Genomic DNA, 15,176 nt, shown 5'->3' on the forward strand with positions numbered 1-15,176 from the left:
CCACCACCCGCCACCGCCAGCACTTCGCCGAACGCGCGTCGGTGTCCGGACCTGGTCTGTCCGCTGTCGTCGAAGGCCTGACCGCCATCGCCGGTGACCGGCCGGACGCGTCGGTCACCGTTGCCACGGCACGGCCGGGCAAGGTCGTGTTCGTCTTCCCCGGCCAGGGTTCGCAGTGGCCGGGCATGGCCCGGCGTCTGCTCACCGAGAGCCCGGCCTTCGCCGACACCGTCGCCCGCTGCGACGAGGCCCTGCGCCCCTGGACCGGCTGGTCGGTCCTCGCACTGCTCCAGGACGAGGACCGCATCGCGTGGGACCGTCTGGATGTCGCCCAGCCGGTGCTGTTCACCATGTACCTCGGCCTGGCGGCGGCCATGCGGGATCTGGGCCTGGAAGCGCAGGCCGTGGTCGGACACAGCCAGGGCGAGATTCCCGCCGCCGTGGTCGCCGGAGCCCTCACCCTGGAGGAGGGCGCCCGGATCGTGGCCGAACGCGCCATGGCCCTGGCCGCGTTGTCCTGCGACGGCGAGATGGCGACGGTGGAACTCCCGGTGTCCGAGGTGGAGGCGGCACTCGCCCCCTACGGCGACGCCGTCTCGGTCGCCGCGGTGAACACCCCGGGATCCACGGTCGTCTCGGGCGATCGCGCGACCGTGGAAGAGCTGCTCTACGCCTGGGACGACCAGGATGTGATGTGCGGGAAGCTGAACGCCGCCTGCGCGTCGCACAGTTCGCAGATGGACTCGCTGCTGCCCGGTCTGCGGGAGAAGCTCGCCTCGCTGCGTCCCCGCCCGTCCGGGATCCCGCTGTACTCGACGGTGCTGGGCCGCCGCGCCGCGGGCGAGGAGCTGGACGCCGCCTACTGGTGCCGGAACCTGCGCGAACCCGTCCGGCTCGACCTCGCACAGCACGAGCTGATCGCCGATGGGTACACCGTGTTCGTCGAGGTCAGTCCGCACCCCGTGCTGGCGATGCCGCTGGCCGACGGCGGCGCCGCCCAGGACGTGGTGGTCCTGTCGGCCATGGAACGCGACCACGGCGGCCTGGACCGGCTGCAGCGCACCCTGGGTGCCCTGCACGCGCACGGCGTCGCGATCGACTGGTCGGCGGCCGTCCCCGACGGACGCCTGGCCGGCCTGCCCGGCTACGCGTTCCAGCGGCAGCGCTACTGGAAGGAACCCGCGCGCCGCGGCACGACCGACCAACGGTTCTGGGATGCCGTCGGAGCGGGCGAGGCGGACCGGATCGCCGAGTTGCTCGGCGCGTCCGGGCAGCACAGGGACAGTGTCGTGGACCTGCTCCCGCTGCTGCGGCGCTGGCACGAGGGCCGCGACGAGCATGCCGAGATCGCCGACTGGCTGTACGAGGAAACCTGGCAGCTCGCCGAGCCGGCACCGGCACCGGCACCGGCACCGGCACACGGAGTATGGGCCGTCCTCGGGGACCCCGGGTCACCGGCCACGGAGCTGGTGACGGCCCTGCGCGAGGCAGGTGCCGGCACGCACCGGGCCGGCCCGGATCCGACCGACCTGGCCTCCCTGCCTGCGGCGACGCAGGGCGTGATCATCCTGACGCCACTGGACGAGGACGGCAGCCGGCAGGGCTTCCTGCGCACCGTGCGACTGCTGCAGGAACTCGGAGCACGTCATCCGCGGACCCCGGTGTGGCTGGTCACCAGGGGTGCTGTCGGCGTGGACGAGGCCGATCCGGTCACGCGTCCCGAGCAGGCCCTGGTCAACGGACTGGGCCGGGTCGCGGCACTGGAACGCCCCGAAGGCTGGGGCGGCACCGCGGACCTGCCCGAACAGCCGCACCCGGACTGGGCGGGGCAACTCGTCCGCGCCGTTCTCGCCGGTGACGACGAGGACCAGATCGCGCTCCGCGCCGACGGCCGGTACGTGCGCAGGCTGCGTCGTGCCACACCCGCACCGCGACCGCGGTGGGCGACCAGCGGCACCGCTCTGATCACCGGTGGTACCGGTGCCCTCGGTCAGCGGCTCGCCCGCTGGCTGGCGGAACGCGGGACGCGGCGCGTCGTGCTCGCTTCCCGCTCCGGCGAGGTCTCCGCCCAATGCCGCGAGGAACTGGAGGCGACCGGGGCCGAGGTCGTGACGGCCGCCTGCGACGTCGGTGACAGGAGGCAGGTGGCCGAACTGATCGACCGTATCGACGCGGACGGCCCGCCGCTGACGGTCGTCGCACACCTCGCGGGGTTCTCCCGGACGGCGCTCCTGGCACAGCTCGCCGGGGAGCAGGTCGTCGAGGAACTCTCCGCGAAGGTGTCCGGCGCCTGGCACCTGCACGAACTGCTCGGCGACCGGTCGCTGGACGCGTTCCTGCTCTACGGCAGCGGCGCCAGCCTGTGGGGGGCGGGCGGCGGGGCGACCTACGCGGCCGGCAACGCCGCGCTGGACGCCCTCGCCCGGCACCGGGTGGCGAGCGGTCGCACGGCCACCGTGGTGCACTGGGGCGGCTGGGCCGACGGCGGCATGGTCACGGCGGAAGCCGAGGAGCAGCTCCGGGCACGGGGTCTGCGGATGATGCCCCCGGACCGCGCACTGCGTGCACTGGACCTGGTGCTCGGCACGGACCGGGTGGCGCTGGGGGTGGCCGACATCGACTGGTCCCGCTTCACCCCCGCGTTCTGTGTCGCCAGGCGGCGTCCGCTGCTGCTGGGCATCCCGCAGGCGCGCGCCGAGATGTCCGGCAGGCGCCGGGAGAGCGGGCTCGCGGAGCGGCTGGCGGGCATGGGCCGGGACGAGCAGCTCGGTACGGTGCTGGAGCTGGTCCGCCTCGAGGCCGCCGCCGCTCTCGGGGTGGCCGGCATCCCGGCCGAACAGCCTCTCCAGCAGCTCGGGATGGACTCGCTGACGGCGGTCGGCCTGCGCGGCAAACTGGCCAGGCGAACCGGACTGCCGCTCGCCACCGACGTGCTGTTCCGGCACGGCAGTTGCGCGGCCGTCGCGGAACACCTGGTCGGCGAACTCACCGGGCGGCGAGGGCCCGTCGCCGAGGCCGCGCACGACCCGTTGGTGCGGGTGCTCAAGCCGGCGCCACGCCCCAGGGCGCGGATCCTGTGCCTGGCGGGAATGGGGGGCACGACCAGCGCCCATGTGCCGCTCATCGCGCACCTTCCCGAGGACGTGGAACTGCTCGGCATCCGGGTTCCCGGCCGTGAGGGACACAGCGGGGAGTCCCCGGTGACCGATGTGAACATCCTCGTCGACCGGGTCGTGGCCGAGATGTCGGACCGTCTCGACGCGCCGACCGTCCTGTACGGACACAGCCAGGGCGCGTACGGAGTATGGGAACTCGCCCACCGGCTGAGCAGCAGGGTGGGGGCACCGGAACTGTCCCTCGTGGTCGCCTGTGCGCTGCCGCCGTTCAGCGAGGTGCCGGAGCCGCTCAAGCGGTTCCAGGAGGTGTCGACACGGTGGGACACGGAGGCGCCCGAGACCCTGCTCGAGGTGTTCCGGGGTGTGCTGCCCGACGAGATCCTCGCCAGCGAGGAGGTCTTCGGCCGCTACCTGGAGAACCTGCGGAACGATTCCGAGATGTGGAACCGGCATCAGCTCATGCTGCGTGCCGACCGCAGGGGTCCGCTGGACATCCCGATCACGGCGGTGTCGGGCACGGCCGACCCCGTGCTGCCCGCGGGCACGATGGAGAGCTGGTCCGCGCTGACCCGGGGGACGTTCGTGATGCGGAGCATCGAGGGCGCGCATTCGGCACCGATCGAGAACCCGGCGGCCATGGCCCTGGAGCTGGCGGCCGCGGCCTTCTCCGGCGGGCTCACGCTCGACGCATGAGTGCACGTGGCGGCCGTCGCCGATCGGCGACGGCCGCCACGGCCGGAACGCGGGTCTAGCGGTCCAGCTCGTTGCCGAGGATCCGGTCGGCGATGCCGTCGCGCAGGGCCGCGGCGGGTGAGCTGTCCGGTTTGCGCTCGGCCTGGGCGCGGAAGCAGGCGAGGAACTCCTCAGCGATGCCGGCGCGCGGATGGCGGCCGAGGACCTCGGACCTGAAGGCGGCGGAGAAGTCGTCGAGGTAGCGACCGGAGATGTCCAGGCTCGTGGAACGCTCCAGGAGATGGCCCTCGGGGTCCACCGTCACGTCGACCTCGTCCAGCATGTGGCTCAGGACGACCTCCGCGAGACGCTCGCGGCGGGGCGGCGGCCAGCCCGCGCCCAGGGCGAAGACCCGGGCCACGTGGGCACTGGCGTGGTCGAAGCCGACCGTGTGGCTGTCGAACTCGGGCACCAGGGCGATGTCGTGGAACATGGCGCCCACAAACAGGAGTTCGGGGTCGAACCGGACGCCCCGGGCGGTGCCGTGGGCGGCCGCCCAGATGTAGGACCGCACGCAGTGGTTGAGCAGCGCGGGCGAGCAGTAGGAGGACGCCACGTCGAGAGCGGCCACGCAGACGGGTGTGTCGGGGAGTCGCATGGCGGGGAGTATGGCGCGCGGGCGGCCGAGCCGCGCGCCGGTTCGAGCCGGATCCCAGCCTCCTTCCAGAACGGGCGTCTTCCGTTGGGTATTTGATGTCTTCCCACGCGCGCCCGAGCGCAGCTCGAGTCGGGGGTAGGACGCTCCCACTCGCGCCGTGGACCCGGTCCCGGCCGGCCCGCGGCTTCCGGGCCAGGGCGCTTCCCGGGCAGGTGCGACGGCCTGCCGTACCGCATCGGTTCAGCAGGAGGCTCTCTTGACCACGCTCACGTATGCCGAGGCGTCCCAGCACTCGGGCGGGGATCTGCGGTATCTGCCGTCCGGGCTCGACGGGGTGCTGGACCTGAGCACGTGCGTCACCCGCTCCGGGCCTTCGCCCGCGGCGCGCGCGGCCGCGGCCGCCTTCGACCCGGCGTCCCTCACCGTCCATCCGTACGGCGTCGAGGACCGCTTCCGTGCGGCCTACGCCGCGTATCTGGGTACGGACCCGCGTCAGCTGGTGATCACCCGTGGGATCAGTGAGCCGCTGTCGGTGCTCGCCTCGCTGCTTCCGGCGGACCGTTCGGCGGCACTGACCCCGGACTACACGGGCACCATCCGCAGGTGGTCCCGTCAGCTGCCGCCGCCGGTCGGCGAGCGGGACACCGTCGAGCTGCGGGTGCGGCGCCTGGACTCGGCCATGCGCCGGTACGCGTTCGTGGTCTTCTCCAACCCGAACAATCCGCTCGGCCTGACCGTGCCGCGCGACGCGCTCGCCGAGCTGCTGACCCGGCACCCGCACTGCACGCTGATCGTCGACGAGGCGTACGTCGACTACCTGGGTGACCGTCGGCAGTCCGCGATGACGCTCCCCCACCGCAACCTGGCCGTCCTCGCCTCGCCCGGCAAGCCGCTGGGCATCGCCGGTACCCGCACCGGCGCGCTGTGGTCGGCCGACGAGACGCTGCGCGAGCTGGTCGCGCGGCGGCTGCCCGAGTGGCCGCTGTCCGCGTACGACGCCCACGTGGCTTGTGCGGCGCTGGGTGACACCGGCTGGATCGACGGGGCGCTCGCGGGTGCCCGCGAGGACGCCCGCCGCCTCGAGGCGGTTCTGGTGGGGCACTTCGGGGACGCGGTCGTCACCGGCGTGCCGGTCCACTACCGCTTCGTCCACGACGAGCGGCCCGAGCGTCTGCACGCCCATCTGCTGGCCGACGGGATCGCGACCCGTCTGCTGCTCGACGATGAGCCGGGCCGCGTGCGGGGTCTGCGCGTTCTCGCCCCCGGCGCCCAGGAGCTGGCCCGTCTCGAGGCGTCGCTGCACGGCTTCACCGCGTGATGCCCGCCCTCCTGACGGGGGGCGGAGGAGGGCGGGCCGTCCGGGATCAGAGTGGCGCCGCCCGGCCAAGCATCACTTGAATCCCGGTACAGCCGACCGCGGTGCCCGGCCGGTGTCGCTGCACCGCGGACCCAGGCCTCCTTGAGATCCGCCGGAGCTTTCCGGGTCGGGCCGCGTGCCGTGGCTAGCATCCGTGGATCGGTCACGCGTGCGCTCCTTCCCCGCCTGATCACCCTGATCGCCCGTCGCCTCTGTGGCAGAAACGCTGGAAGCGGTCTTCATGGAACTCAGCTCGCAACGGACGTCCCCGTCCCCTACTCGTACCTCACCGCTTCCGGCCCGCAGCGCCAAGGAGATCGTCACAGCGCTCGGCCTCGACGCGGCCGGAGCGGCCGGCGGGCACGTCGTGGAGATCACCGGCGACCGCTGGTCCGGCAAGACCACCCTGCTCGAGGGCCTGTGCTCGGCCGCGGCGGGCCACGGCTGGACGGTCGCGGCGAGCGCGGCCTCGCCTGCAACGGCCCAGGCCCCGTTCGGGCTGTTCGTCGAGGCCCTCGAGGACCTGGTCGAGCACCTGGACCCCGACCGGCTCGACGGCCACGGCTCCGGCCAGGCCGCCTGGCTCGCGCCGCTGTTCCCGGTGCTGGCCGCCACCGCACGCGACGTCGTTCCTCCCGTGCCTGCGGACACGTACCGGATCTGGCGCTCGATGCGGGCCCTGCTGAGGACGCTCGCCGCCGACGGACCCCTGCTGCTGGCCCTGGACGACGTGCACCAGGCGGACAGGGCGTCGCTGCAACTCCTCGGCCACCTGCGGGAACACCCCGTCGACGGTCCGGTCGTGATCGCCCTCACGAGCCGGGACCGGCCCGCTGATCCCACCCTGCACGACATGCCCGCCCGGCGCTCCGCCCGCGGCGGTGTGCTGCGGGTGCGGCCCGCGCCGCTCACCGAGGAGGAGGCGATCGCCCTGCTCCCGGAGGACCTGAGCCGGGTGCACTGCGAGACACTCCTCGACGAGTCCCGCGGGAACCCGGGGCTGCTGCGCGCCTTCGCCAGACTGCGCCAAGTGCCCGGACTCACCGGCGCCTGGGTCCCGCCGCTGCCGCCGGACCTGCTCGCCGACGTCCTGCGCGACTTCCGCTCGTTGAGTGCGGAAGGCTGGCAGGTGGTGCGCGCCGCCGCCGTGCTGCACGAGCCGTTCGCCCCCGACGACCTCAAGGAGATCGCCCAGGTCGACGACGCGCCACTGTGGCGGGCCCTCGACGAGCTGATGCACGAGGAACTGCTGCGCCCGGACGAGCTGGCCTGGCAGTTGCGATTCGCCAATCCGCTGCTGCGGGTGGCCGCCTACCAGTCGGCGGGCCCCGGCTGGCTGCTGGGGGCGCACGCGCAGGCGGCACGGATGCTGGACCGGCCCGGCTCTTCGTCCGCGCACCTGGCGCGGCACCTGGAGCGCGGCGCCGCGCTGCGGGACGAGAGCGGCGCACGGGTGCTCTGGGACGCGGCGGCGCGGCGGCTGTGGCAGGACCCTGCGCAGGCCGTCTCCTGGATAAGGGCGGCGCAGGCGTCGCGGGCGGGCGGCGGGACCGAGCCGCGCGAGCAGCTGCTGCTCGGCAAGTCGCTGGCGCTCGCCGGCCGGCTCACCGCGTCGCTCACCACGCTGGGGCCGCTGTGCGAGAGCGGCGCGGAGGAGACAGGGCTGCGGGTGGAGGCGGCACAGTGGCGGGCGCGGGCGTACCGGCTGCTCGGCCGCCCCGACCGCGCGCACGCCGAACTGGACTCCCTGTTGGGCGAGTTGGCGCCGGGGAGCGTGCTGCGGGACGAGGTGCGGCATGCGGTGATCGAGCTGACCCTGCACACCCGCCGCCCGGTGCCGTCGACCGGCGAGGGAGCGGGCGAGGACGAGGGCGAACCGGCGATACCCGCGGGGGCACCCGCCGCGTTGCGCGGCAGGCTGCTGGCCCAGCTCGCGGTGGCGGCCGTCCGGGGCGACCAGCAGGGTCCCGCCGAGCAACGCGCGCTCTCTGCCCGGCAGTTGCTGGACGCGGCGCCGGACTGCGAGGTCGCCGGGGAACTGGAGGGCCTGTACTGGCTGGCGACCGCCGAGGCGGCCCTGGGGCGGCCCGGCGCCGCGTGCACCCACTACGAGCGGGGGCTGCGCATCGCCGAGACGCGCCGCCTCACCCCTCATGTGCCGCTGTTCGCGATGGCGCTCAGCGCCCTGCAGCGGCACACCGGCGACGAGGCGGGAGCCGCGCGGCACGCCGCGTGCGCCGAGGCCGTCGCGGCGGCGACGGACAGCGAGCACCTGCGGGAGCAGGCGCTGCGGCTGCGCCGGGAGACCGCCGCGGGAGCGGGCGGCGCCGCGCTGCCCGGCCGGCGGCGGCCGGCGGACGACGCGGCGGGCGGCACCACGGTGGCGCTGGAGGGGCTGAGCCGGCGGGAGAAGGAGGTGGCGCTCCTGGTCAGCGCGGGCCGCACCAATCAGCAGATCGCTCGCGTCCTGGAGCTGAGCCACAAGACCGTGGAGACGTACCTGGGGCGGATATTCCAGAAGCTGCAGGTCCAGTCGCGGGCCGAAGTGGCGGCCATGGTGGGCCGTTCGGACCGGCTCGGTGTGGCCGTGGGCTCCTGAGCGGGGGCCGTCCGGCGGACGGTGGTCCCCGCGCGGACCGGGGTCGGGAAATCTCCCGACACCACAAGCAGGGGCCGGATGGTTCAGGTTGGGACGGTCCGGACACGGGAGGGGCGGTCATGGCTTGGGCCTCCCCATCACCACGGAGGAAGCACATGAGCGACCAGGACAGCGCCGCCGTCGCGTACGCGGTGGTCGTCAACGACGAGCAGCAGTACTCGATCTGGCGTGCCGACGCCGACCTGCCGCCGGGGTGGCGTGCCGAGGGCACCACGGGGCCGCGCGAGGAGTGCCTGGCCCGGATCGACGAGGTGTGGACGGACATGCGGCCGCTGAGCCTGCGGCGCGCGATGGAGCAGGCGAGCGGCAACTGAGGCCGCCGACGCCTCATCGACATCTGGAGGACTCATGCAGACCCAGCTTCCCCAGGGAGCTCAGCTCTCGGCCGAACAGCGGCGACTGCTCGACCAGCTGCTGGACGCGGACGGCATCGGCAGGAACGCGGGCCAGGTGACGCGGCGCACCGGCGACCTGTCCCGGGCGCCCCTGTCGTTCGGGCAGGAGCGGCTGTACTTCGTGGACAAGCTGCGGCCGGGGTCGCCGATGTACGTGGGCTCCGGGGCGCTCAGGCTGCGCGGCGCCCTCGACGTGGCGGTGCTGCGCCGCGCGGTCGCGCTGCTCGTGGACCGGCACGAGGTACTGCGCACCGGTGTGGTGGAGGACGGCGACGTCCTGGAGCAGCGCATCCACGGGGCCGGGACGGTCCAGGTGGAGGTGCCGGTGCGGTCCACTCCCTCCGGCGCCGTGGCGGACCGGGTGCGGGAGGCGGCCGCCGAGGGCTTCGACCTGTCGACGCCGCCGTTGCTGCGCGCGGCGCTGCTCGAGATCTCCGACGCGGCCGGGCCGGAGTGGGTACTGGTGCTGTCCGTGCACCACATCGCCGTCGACGGCTGGTCCCTCGGGCTGCTGATGGGCGAACTGGGCGTGCTGTACTCCGCGTTGGTACAGGGACAGGAGCCCTCCCTGCCCGAACTTCCCCTGACCTACGCGGATTTCGCGGCCTGGCAGCGCGGCTGGCTGGAACAGGGCGTCATCGCCGAGCAACTGACCTACTGGAAAGAGCAGTTGGCGGGGATCGAGGCGACCGAGATCCCCACCGACCGGCCGCGTCCCGCGGAGCGGAGCTACGCGGGCGACACGGTGCCGCTCTCGCTGGCCCGGCCGCTGACCGAGGCTGTCCGGGCGCTGACGGACAGCGGGCAGGCGACGCTGTTCATGGCGCTGACCGCGGCCTGGGCAAGTGTGCTCGGCCGGTTCGCGGGCCGGCGTGACGTGGTGGTGGGCACTCCGGTGGCGGGGCGCAGGCGCGCCGAGCTGGAGGACGTCGTCGGGTTCTTCGTGAACACGCTGCCGCTGCGGGTGCGCATCGAGGACGGCGACACCTTCCGTACACTGCTGCGGCGCACCCGCGAGGTGTGCACCGAGGCGTACGCGCATCAGGACGTGCCGTTCGAACGGATCGTGGCGGAGCTGCAGTCGGGGCGCGACGCGTCCGGGCAGACGGCGATCGCCCGGCACTGGCTGGCGCTGCACAACACGCCCGCACCCGATCTGACGATGCCGGGCCTCGACTGCGAGGCGCTGCCCGCACTGATCGGCACGGTGCGCTGCGACCTGTCGGTGCAGCTGGCGCCGGACGGGCACGGCGGCCTCAGCGGCCGTCTGGAATTCTCCACGGAGCTGTTCGACCGCTCCACCGCGACGGCTCTGGCGTCGGCGTTCGAGACGCTCCTCGCCTCGGCGGCGTACGCTCCGGACCGCCCGCTGGACGAGCTGGAGGTGCTGACGGACGCGGCGCGCGAGCACCTCGTGCGCGACCTGTCGGGTGCGGCGACCGACGCGCTGACCGGCCCGTGGGTGCCGGAGCGGTTCGCCGCGCAGGCCGATGCCCGCCCCGACGCGGTCGCGGTCGTCGAGGACGACGGCGAGTCGTTGACGTACGGCGAGCTCGACGTGTTCTCCAACCGGGTCGCACACCTGCTGGCCGCACGCGGCGTCGGCGCCGAGGACCGGGTGGGGGTGCTGTGCGCGCGGGGCGGCGCGCTCGCGGCCGCCGTGCTCGGGGTGCTGAAGGCCGGCGCGGTGGTGCTGCCGCTCGACCCGGGCTATCCGCCGGCGCGGCTCACGCAGCTGATCGAGGACGGGGCACCGCGGCTGGTCCTGACCACCGACGAGCTGGGGCGGCTGCTGCCGGGCGCCGCCGTGGTGGACGTGACGGGCGAGGAGGTCGCGGCCCGTCCCGGGCACCGGCCGCCCGCCGTCGCCGATCTGCCGGACGCCGGTGCTCATCTGCTGTTCACGTCCGGCACGTCGGGCCGTCCCAAGGGCGTGCTCACCACGCGTGCGGGTCTGGTCAACCGGCTCTCGGGCATGGAGCGGCAGCTGTCCGTGGGCGTGGGCGACCGGGTGCTGCGCAAGGCGCCGCTCGGGTTCGACGTGGCGGTGTGGGAGCTGCTGCTGCCGCTGGTCACAGGCGCCACGGTGGTGGCGTGCCGCGAGGGCGGGCATCGTGACCTGGAGTACCTGCGGGAGCTGATCGACCGCCGCGAGGTGACCGTCTGCCACTTCGTGCCGTCCCTCCTCGAGGAGTTCGCGAACGCCCCGGCGGGTGCGCATCCCTCGCTCCGGCTGCTGCTCAGCGGCGGCGAGGAGTTGTCGGCCGGGCTCGCGGACCGTGTCCTGGACCGGTTCGCCCACGCCGAGTTCGTCAACCAGTACGGGCCGACCGAGGCCGTCATCGACGTCACCTCCGGGCGGGTCGCCCGGCCCGTGCCGCGGCGCGTACCGATCGGGCGTCCGGTGCCCGGCGCCGAGGTGTACGTCCTCGACTCGCGCCTGCGGCCCCAACCACTGGGCGTGGCAGGTGAGTTGTACCTCGGCGGGGTGCAGGTGGCACGCGGGTACGCGGGCCGCGCGGCGCTGACCGCCGAACGGTTCGTGCCGCATCCCTTCGCGCACGGACGGCGGCTCTACGCCACCGGGGACCGGGCCCGCCTGCTGGCGGACGGCTCCGTGGAGTTCCTCGGCCGCGCCGACGACCAGGTCAAGATCCGCGGCAACCGGGTCGAGCCGGCGGAGGTCGCGGCGGTGCTGCGCGAGCACCCGTGGGTGACGGGCAGTCTTGTCACCGTGGACCGTACCGGTGCCGGCCCGCGTCTGATCGGCTACGTCACGGCGGACGCGGAGCACGCGGACGGCGCCGCGAACGCCGGGGCGCCGGCGGCCGAGCTGCGGGACTTCCTGCGCGACCGGGTGCCCGACGCGATGGTCCCGGCCCAGGTGTTCGTGCTGCGGCAGTGGCCGACCGGCGCGCACGGGAAGGTCGACGTGGCGGCGCTGCCGCGGCCCTCGGACGAACGACCCGCCGCGGCAGCGGAGTTCGTGGCGCCCGTCACCGATGTGCAGATCCGGCTGGCCGCGCTGTGCGCGGAGCTGCTGGAGGTGGAGCGGGTCGGTCTGACGGACTCGTTCTTCACCCTGGGCGGGCACTCGCTGCTCGCGATCCGGGCGATCTCCCGCATCCGCAAGGAGTTCGGGGTGGGGCTGCAGATCGGCCAGTTCTTCAAGGCTCCGACGCTCGCGGGCCTCGCCGACGCCGTCGAGGCGAAGCGGGCGGCCGCGCCGGGGAAGCCGGCCGAGCAGGCCTCGATCCCGAAGATCGACCGCGGCGCGCTGCGCCGCTGACCGGCCGCCACCCATCGTGAGGGAGATTTCAGCATGACCGTTGAACTGCGCGACGGCGTGGCCGTCAGCCAGGCATGGGAGGGCCGTTCGCTGCCGGCGCTGGTGCGCTGCGCACGCCCCGACACGTCGCTGTCGGCATGGGTGGCCGAACACCGCGAGGAGGTCGACGCGCTGGCCCGGCGGGCCGGGGCCGTCCTCTTCCGCGGCTTCGCCGTGCGCGGCGCCGACGACTTCCGGGCCGTGATGGACGCCCTGTCGCCGCAGGTCCTCGCGTACGGGGAGCGGTCCTCACCGCGCAGCCAGGTCTCCGACGGCGTCTACACGTCCACCGAGTACCCGGCGGACCAGCCGATCCTGCTGCACAACGAGCAGTCGTACACCTCGAGGTGGCCGACGCGGATCGTCTTCTTCTGCGAGCGGGCGGCGACCAGGGGCGGCCGCACCCCGCTCGCCGACTCGCGCAGGATCCTGGCGCGGCTGCGCCCGGAGACCGTCGCCAGGTTCGAGCGCCTGGGCGTGCGGTACGTGCGCAACTACCTGCCCGGCATCAGCCTGCCGTGGCAGGAGGCGTTCCAGACGGACCGGGCCGAGGACGTCGCCGACTACTGCGCGCGCGCCGACATCACCCCCGAGTGGGTGGACGAGGACCATCTGCGGACCGTGCAGACCCGGCCCGCGGTGCGCAGGCATCCGGTCACCGGGGAGCGCAGCTGGTTCAACCACGCGCTGTTCTTCCACGTGACGTCGCTGGACGAGGAGGTCAGTGCGGGCCTCCTGGAGGCGCTGGACGAGGAGGACCTGCCCTACAACACGTACTACGGGGACGGCTCCCCGATCGAGGCCGAGACACTCGCCGAGCTGCGGGCCGCCTACACGGCGGAGACGACGGGCTTCGACTGGGAGCCGGGTGACGTCCTCGTCGTGGAGAACATGCTGGTCGCGCATGCCCGGGAGCCGTTCGAAGGCCCGCGACGGATCCTGACCGCCATGGCCGACGCCATCGACGCCGACGAGGTGCCCGCATGACGCTCACCGATGTGACCTCGGCACTGTCCGACGCGGCGGTCACCGTCCGTCCGCTGCACGAGGAGCCGTTCCTGCTCGAGATCGAGGCGCGCGAGCCCGGCCTCGCCCTGCCGGGGTGGGTGGCCGGCCGGCGCGAGGAGCTGCGGACGGCCCTGGACCGGTGCGGCGCCGTGCTGCTGCGCGGCTTCGACGTGGCGGACCCGCAGGAGTTCGGGCGGGCGGCCCGCGCCTTCTCCCCCGAACTGCTCGGCTACCTGGAGCGGGCGGCGACCCGCACCGAGGTCGCCGACAAGGTGTTCACCTCGACGGAGCTGGGCGAGGACCAGTGGATCCCGTTCCACCACGAGATGTCGTACTCCCACAACTGGCCCAGCCTGCTGTACTTCTACGGCGATCTGCCCGCACCGGTGGGCGGTGCCACACCGGTGGCCAGTGAGCGCAGGGTGTTCCCGCTGATCCCCGCCGAGGTGCGGGAGCGCTTCACCCGGCACGGGGTGCGGTACGTGCGCAACTACGGCCCGGACGTCAACGAGTCCTGGCAGGAGGCCTTCCAGACGACCGACCGGGCCGAGGTGGAGGCGTACTGCCGCCAGTCGGGCACCGACTTCGAGTGGACCGGCGGCGACGGGCTGCGCACCACGTCGGTGCGGCAGGCCGTGGCACGGCATCCGCGGACCGCCGAGACGGTGTGGTTCAACCACGCGCATCTGTTCCACCTCTCCAACGTGGAGCCGGAGGTGGCCGAGATCCTCGTCGAGGAGTACGGCGAGGAGGGTCTGCCCCGCAACGCCTACTACGGTGACGGCGCGCCTATCGAGGACGAGGTCGCCGAGCTGATCCGATCGCTGTACCGGGAGGCCGCCGTGTCCTTCACATGGCGGCGCGGCGACGTGCTCGTCGTGGACAACTTCCTCGCCACCCACGCCCGGGAGCCGTTCCGCGGGGACCGCCGCATCCTCGTCGCCATGTCCGACCTGTACACCGAGTCGCCGGCCGGTCGATGACGGCTGCCGCCGGCCGTCACCGCACCATCCGCACCACCGGAGGAACCATGCAGCCACGCCCCACCACCGACGCCGACCTCGAGCGCGTCACCGCCTTCACCGTCGAGGATCCGATCAGCTGGATCCCCGCCGACCGCTACCGGGACGAGCTCGCCCAGGGCATGTACCGGCCGCAGTGGTCGTGGATCGCCGAGGCGGACGGCGAGATCGTGGCGCGGGCACTGTGGTGGGGCCAGGCCACGAGCGAGCATCCGGTCGCCCTGGACTGCCTGCACGTGGCGCCGTCGGTGGACGACCGGGTCGGCCTGGCCACCGAGTTGCTGCGCGCCGGGCACCGGGCCTTCGCCGAGGCGGGCGCCGCGCAGCCGCCGCTGTACAACCTGACGCTGCCCAACGGCTGGCGCGACGACGCCGAGGTGTCGGCCGCGCTGGCCTGGCGCCGTGAGGCGGCCCTCGCCGCCGGGCTGACCGAGGAGGTGGAACGGCTGCGCCTGGAGTGGACGCCGGAGATCGGGGTGCCCGCCGCCGCGGGGCGGCTCGTCTTCGAGGAGGCGCCGGACGAGGCGTTCCTCGACGTGTTCCGCCGGGTCGCCGAGGGCAGTCTGGACGCCGAGACCCGCAAGAACCTCGCGGCGCACGGCCCGGCGGCAACCGCCCGCAAGGAGCTGGAGTTCTACCTCGGCTGCCCCGGCGAGCGCTCCTGGTGGCGCCTGGCGCGCACCGGCGACGGCGCCGTCGCCGGGTTCGCGATCCCCTCGGCCACTCCGTACGGCCCGAACGTCGGCTACCTGGGAGTCGTTCCCGAACTGCGCGGCCGAGGCCACGTCGACGAGCTGCTCGCCGAGATCACCCGGAGCCACGCGGAGCGCGGCGCCGAGCTGATCACGGCCACCACGGACACCGGAAACGCGCCGATGGCGGCGGCCTTCGCCCGTGCCGGTTACCGCAACACCCAGATCCGGATGCTCTTCTCGGCCCCGGCCGACTGATCCGCTGTGTC

At 73.7% G+C, this 15,176-nt stretch carries 9 protein-coding genes; 8 read left to right on the forward strand and 1 reads right to left on the reverse strand.

All coding sequences use genetic code 11. The features are described from left to right. Positions 1-3,809: SDR family NAD(P)-dependent oxidoreductase (locus BIV23_RS38140; RefSeq protein ID WP_143079197.1), on the forward strand; the 3,809-nt coding region annotated here is incomplete at its 5' end. 55 nt (positions 3,810-3,864) lie between these two features. Here BIV23_RS38140 and BIV23_RS38145 read toward each other — a convergent pair. Further along, positions 3,865-4,446: an HD domain-containing protein gene (locus BIV23_RS38145; RefSeq protein WP_071385580.1), complete on the reverse strand. Its 582-nt coding sequence runs from the start codon at positions 4,444-4,446 to the stop codon at positions 3,865-3,867. A gap of 256 nt (positions 4,447-4,702) precedes the next feature. Between BIV23_RS38145 and BIV23_RS38150 the strand changes: the two genes are divergently transcribed. The 7 genes from BIV23_RS38150 to BIV23_RS38180 all read left to right on the forward strand — a co-directional run bounded on the left by BIV23_RS38150 (position 4,703) and on the right by BIV23_RS38180 (position 15,165). Then, positions 4,703-5,764 carry an aminotransferase class I/II-fold pyridoxal phosphate-dependent enzyme gene (locus BIV23_RS38150; RefSeq protein ID WP_071385581.1) on the forward strand — a complete coding sequence of 354 codons (1,062 nt, stop codon included), beginning with the start codon at positions 4,703-4,705 and terminating at the stop codon, positions 5,762-5,764. A 253-nt stretch (positions 5,765-6,017) separates the two neighbouring features. Beyond that, positions 6,018-8,402, forward strand: a complete 2,385-nt coding sequence (locus BIV23_RS38155) for a LuxR C-terminal-related transcriptional regulator (protein ID WP_218161909.1) — start codon at positions 6,018-6,020, stop codon at positions 8,400-8,402. Between the two features lie 155 nt (positions 8,403-8,557). Further along, a complete protein-coding gene (locus BIV23_RS38160; protein WP_071385583.1) occupies positions 8,558-8,776 on the forward strand; it encodes an MbtH family protein in 219 nt (72 codons plus the stop codon). 34 nt (positions 8,777-8,810) lie between these two features. After that, positions 8,811-12,146 carry a non-ribosomal peptide synthetase gene (locus tag BIV23_RS38165; RefSeq protein WP_071385584.1) on the forward strand — a complete coding sequence of 1,112 codons (3,336 nt, stop codon included), beginning with the start codon at positions 8,811-8,813 and terminating at the stop codon, positions 12,144-12,146. A 33-nt stretch (positions 12,147-12,179) separates the two neighbouring features. Then, entirely contained in the window at positions 12,180-13,172 is a 993-nt protein-coding gene (locus tag BIV23_RS38170; RefSeq protein WP_071385585.1) for a TauD/TfdA family dioxygenase, read from the forward strand. Continuing rightward, the gene (locus BIV23_RS38175; protein ID WP_079173662.1) at positions 13,169-14,176 is read left to right on the forward strand and encodes a TauD/TfdA family dioxygenase; all 1,008 of its coding nucleotides are present in this window, start codon (positions 13,169-13,171) and stop codon (positions 14,174-14,176) included. Before BIV23_RS38170 ends, BIV23_RS38175 begins: the two co-directional genes overlap by 4 nt. A 47-nt stretch (positions 14,177-14,223) precedes the next feature. After that, positions 14,224-15,165 carry a GNAT family N-acetyltransferase gene (locus BIV23_RS38180; protein WP_071385603.1) on the forward strand — a complete coding sequence of 314 codons (942 nt, stop codon included), beginning with the start codon at positions 14,224-14,226 and terminating at the stop codon, positions 15,163-15,165. The last annotated feature ends 11 nt before the right edge of the window (positions 15,166-15,176 follow it).

Source organism: Streptomyces monashensis (assembly GCF_001866665.1).
GTDB classification, from domain to species: Bacteria; Actinomycetota; Actinomycetes; order Streptomycetales; family Streptomycetaceae; genus Streptomyces; species Streptomyces monashensis.

Coding starts and splice junctions, on each gene's coding strand:
- BIV23_RS38145 (WP_071385580.1), bottom strand. CDS start 4,446: ATGCGACTCCCCGACACACCCGTCTGCGTGGCCGCTCTCGACGTGGCG.
- BIV23_RS38160 (WP_071385583.1), top strand. CDS start 8,558: ATGAGCGACCAGGACAGCGCCGCCGTCGCGTACGCGGTGGTCGTCAAC.
- BIV23_RS38165 (WP_071385584.1), top strand. CDS start 8,811: ATGCAGACCCAGCTTCCCCAGGGAGCTCAGCTCTCGGCCGAACAGCGG.
- BIV23_RS38170 (WP_071385585.1), top strand. CDS start 12,180: ATGACCGTTGAACTGCGCGACGGCGTGGCCGTCAGCCAGGCATGGGAG.
- BIV23_RS38175 (WP_079173662.1), top strand. CDS start 13,169: ATGACGCTCACCGATGTGACCTCGGCACTGTCCGACGCGGCGGTCACC.
- BIV23_RS38180 (WP_071385603.1), top strand. CDS start 14,224: ATGCAGCCACGCCCCACCACCGACGCCGACCTCGAGCGCGTCACCGCC.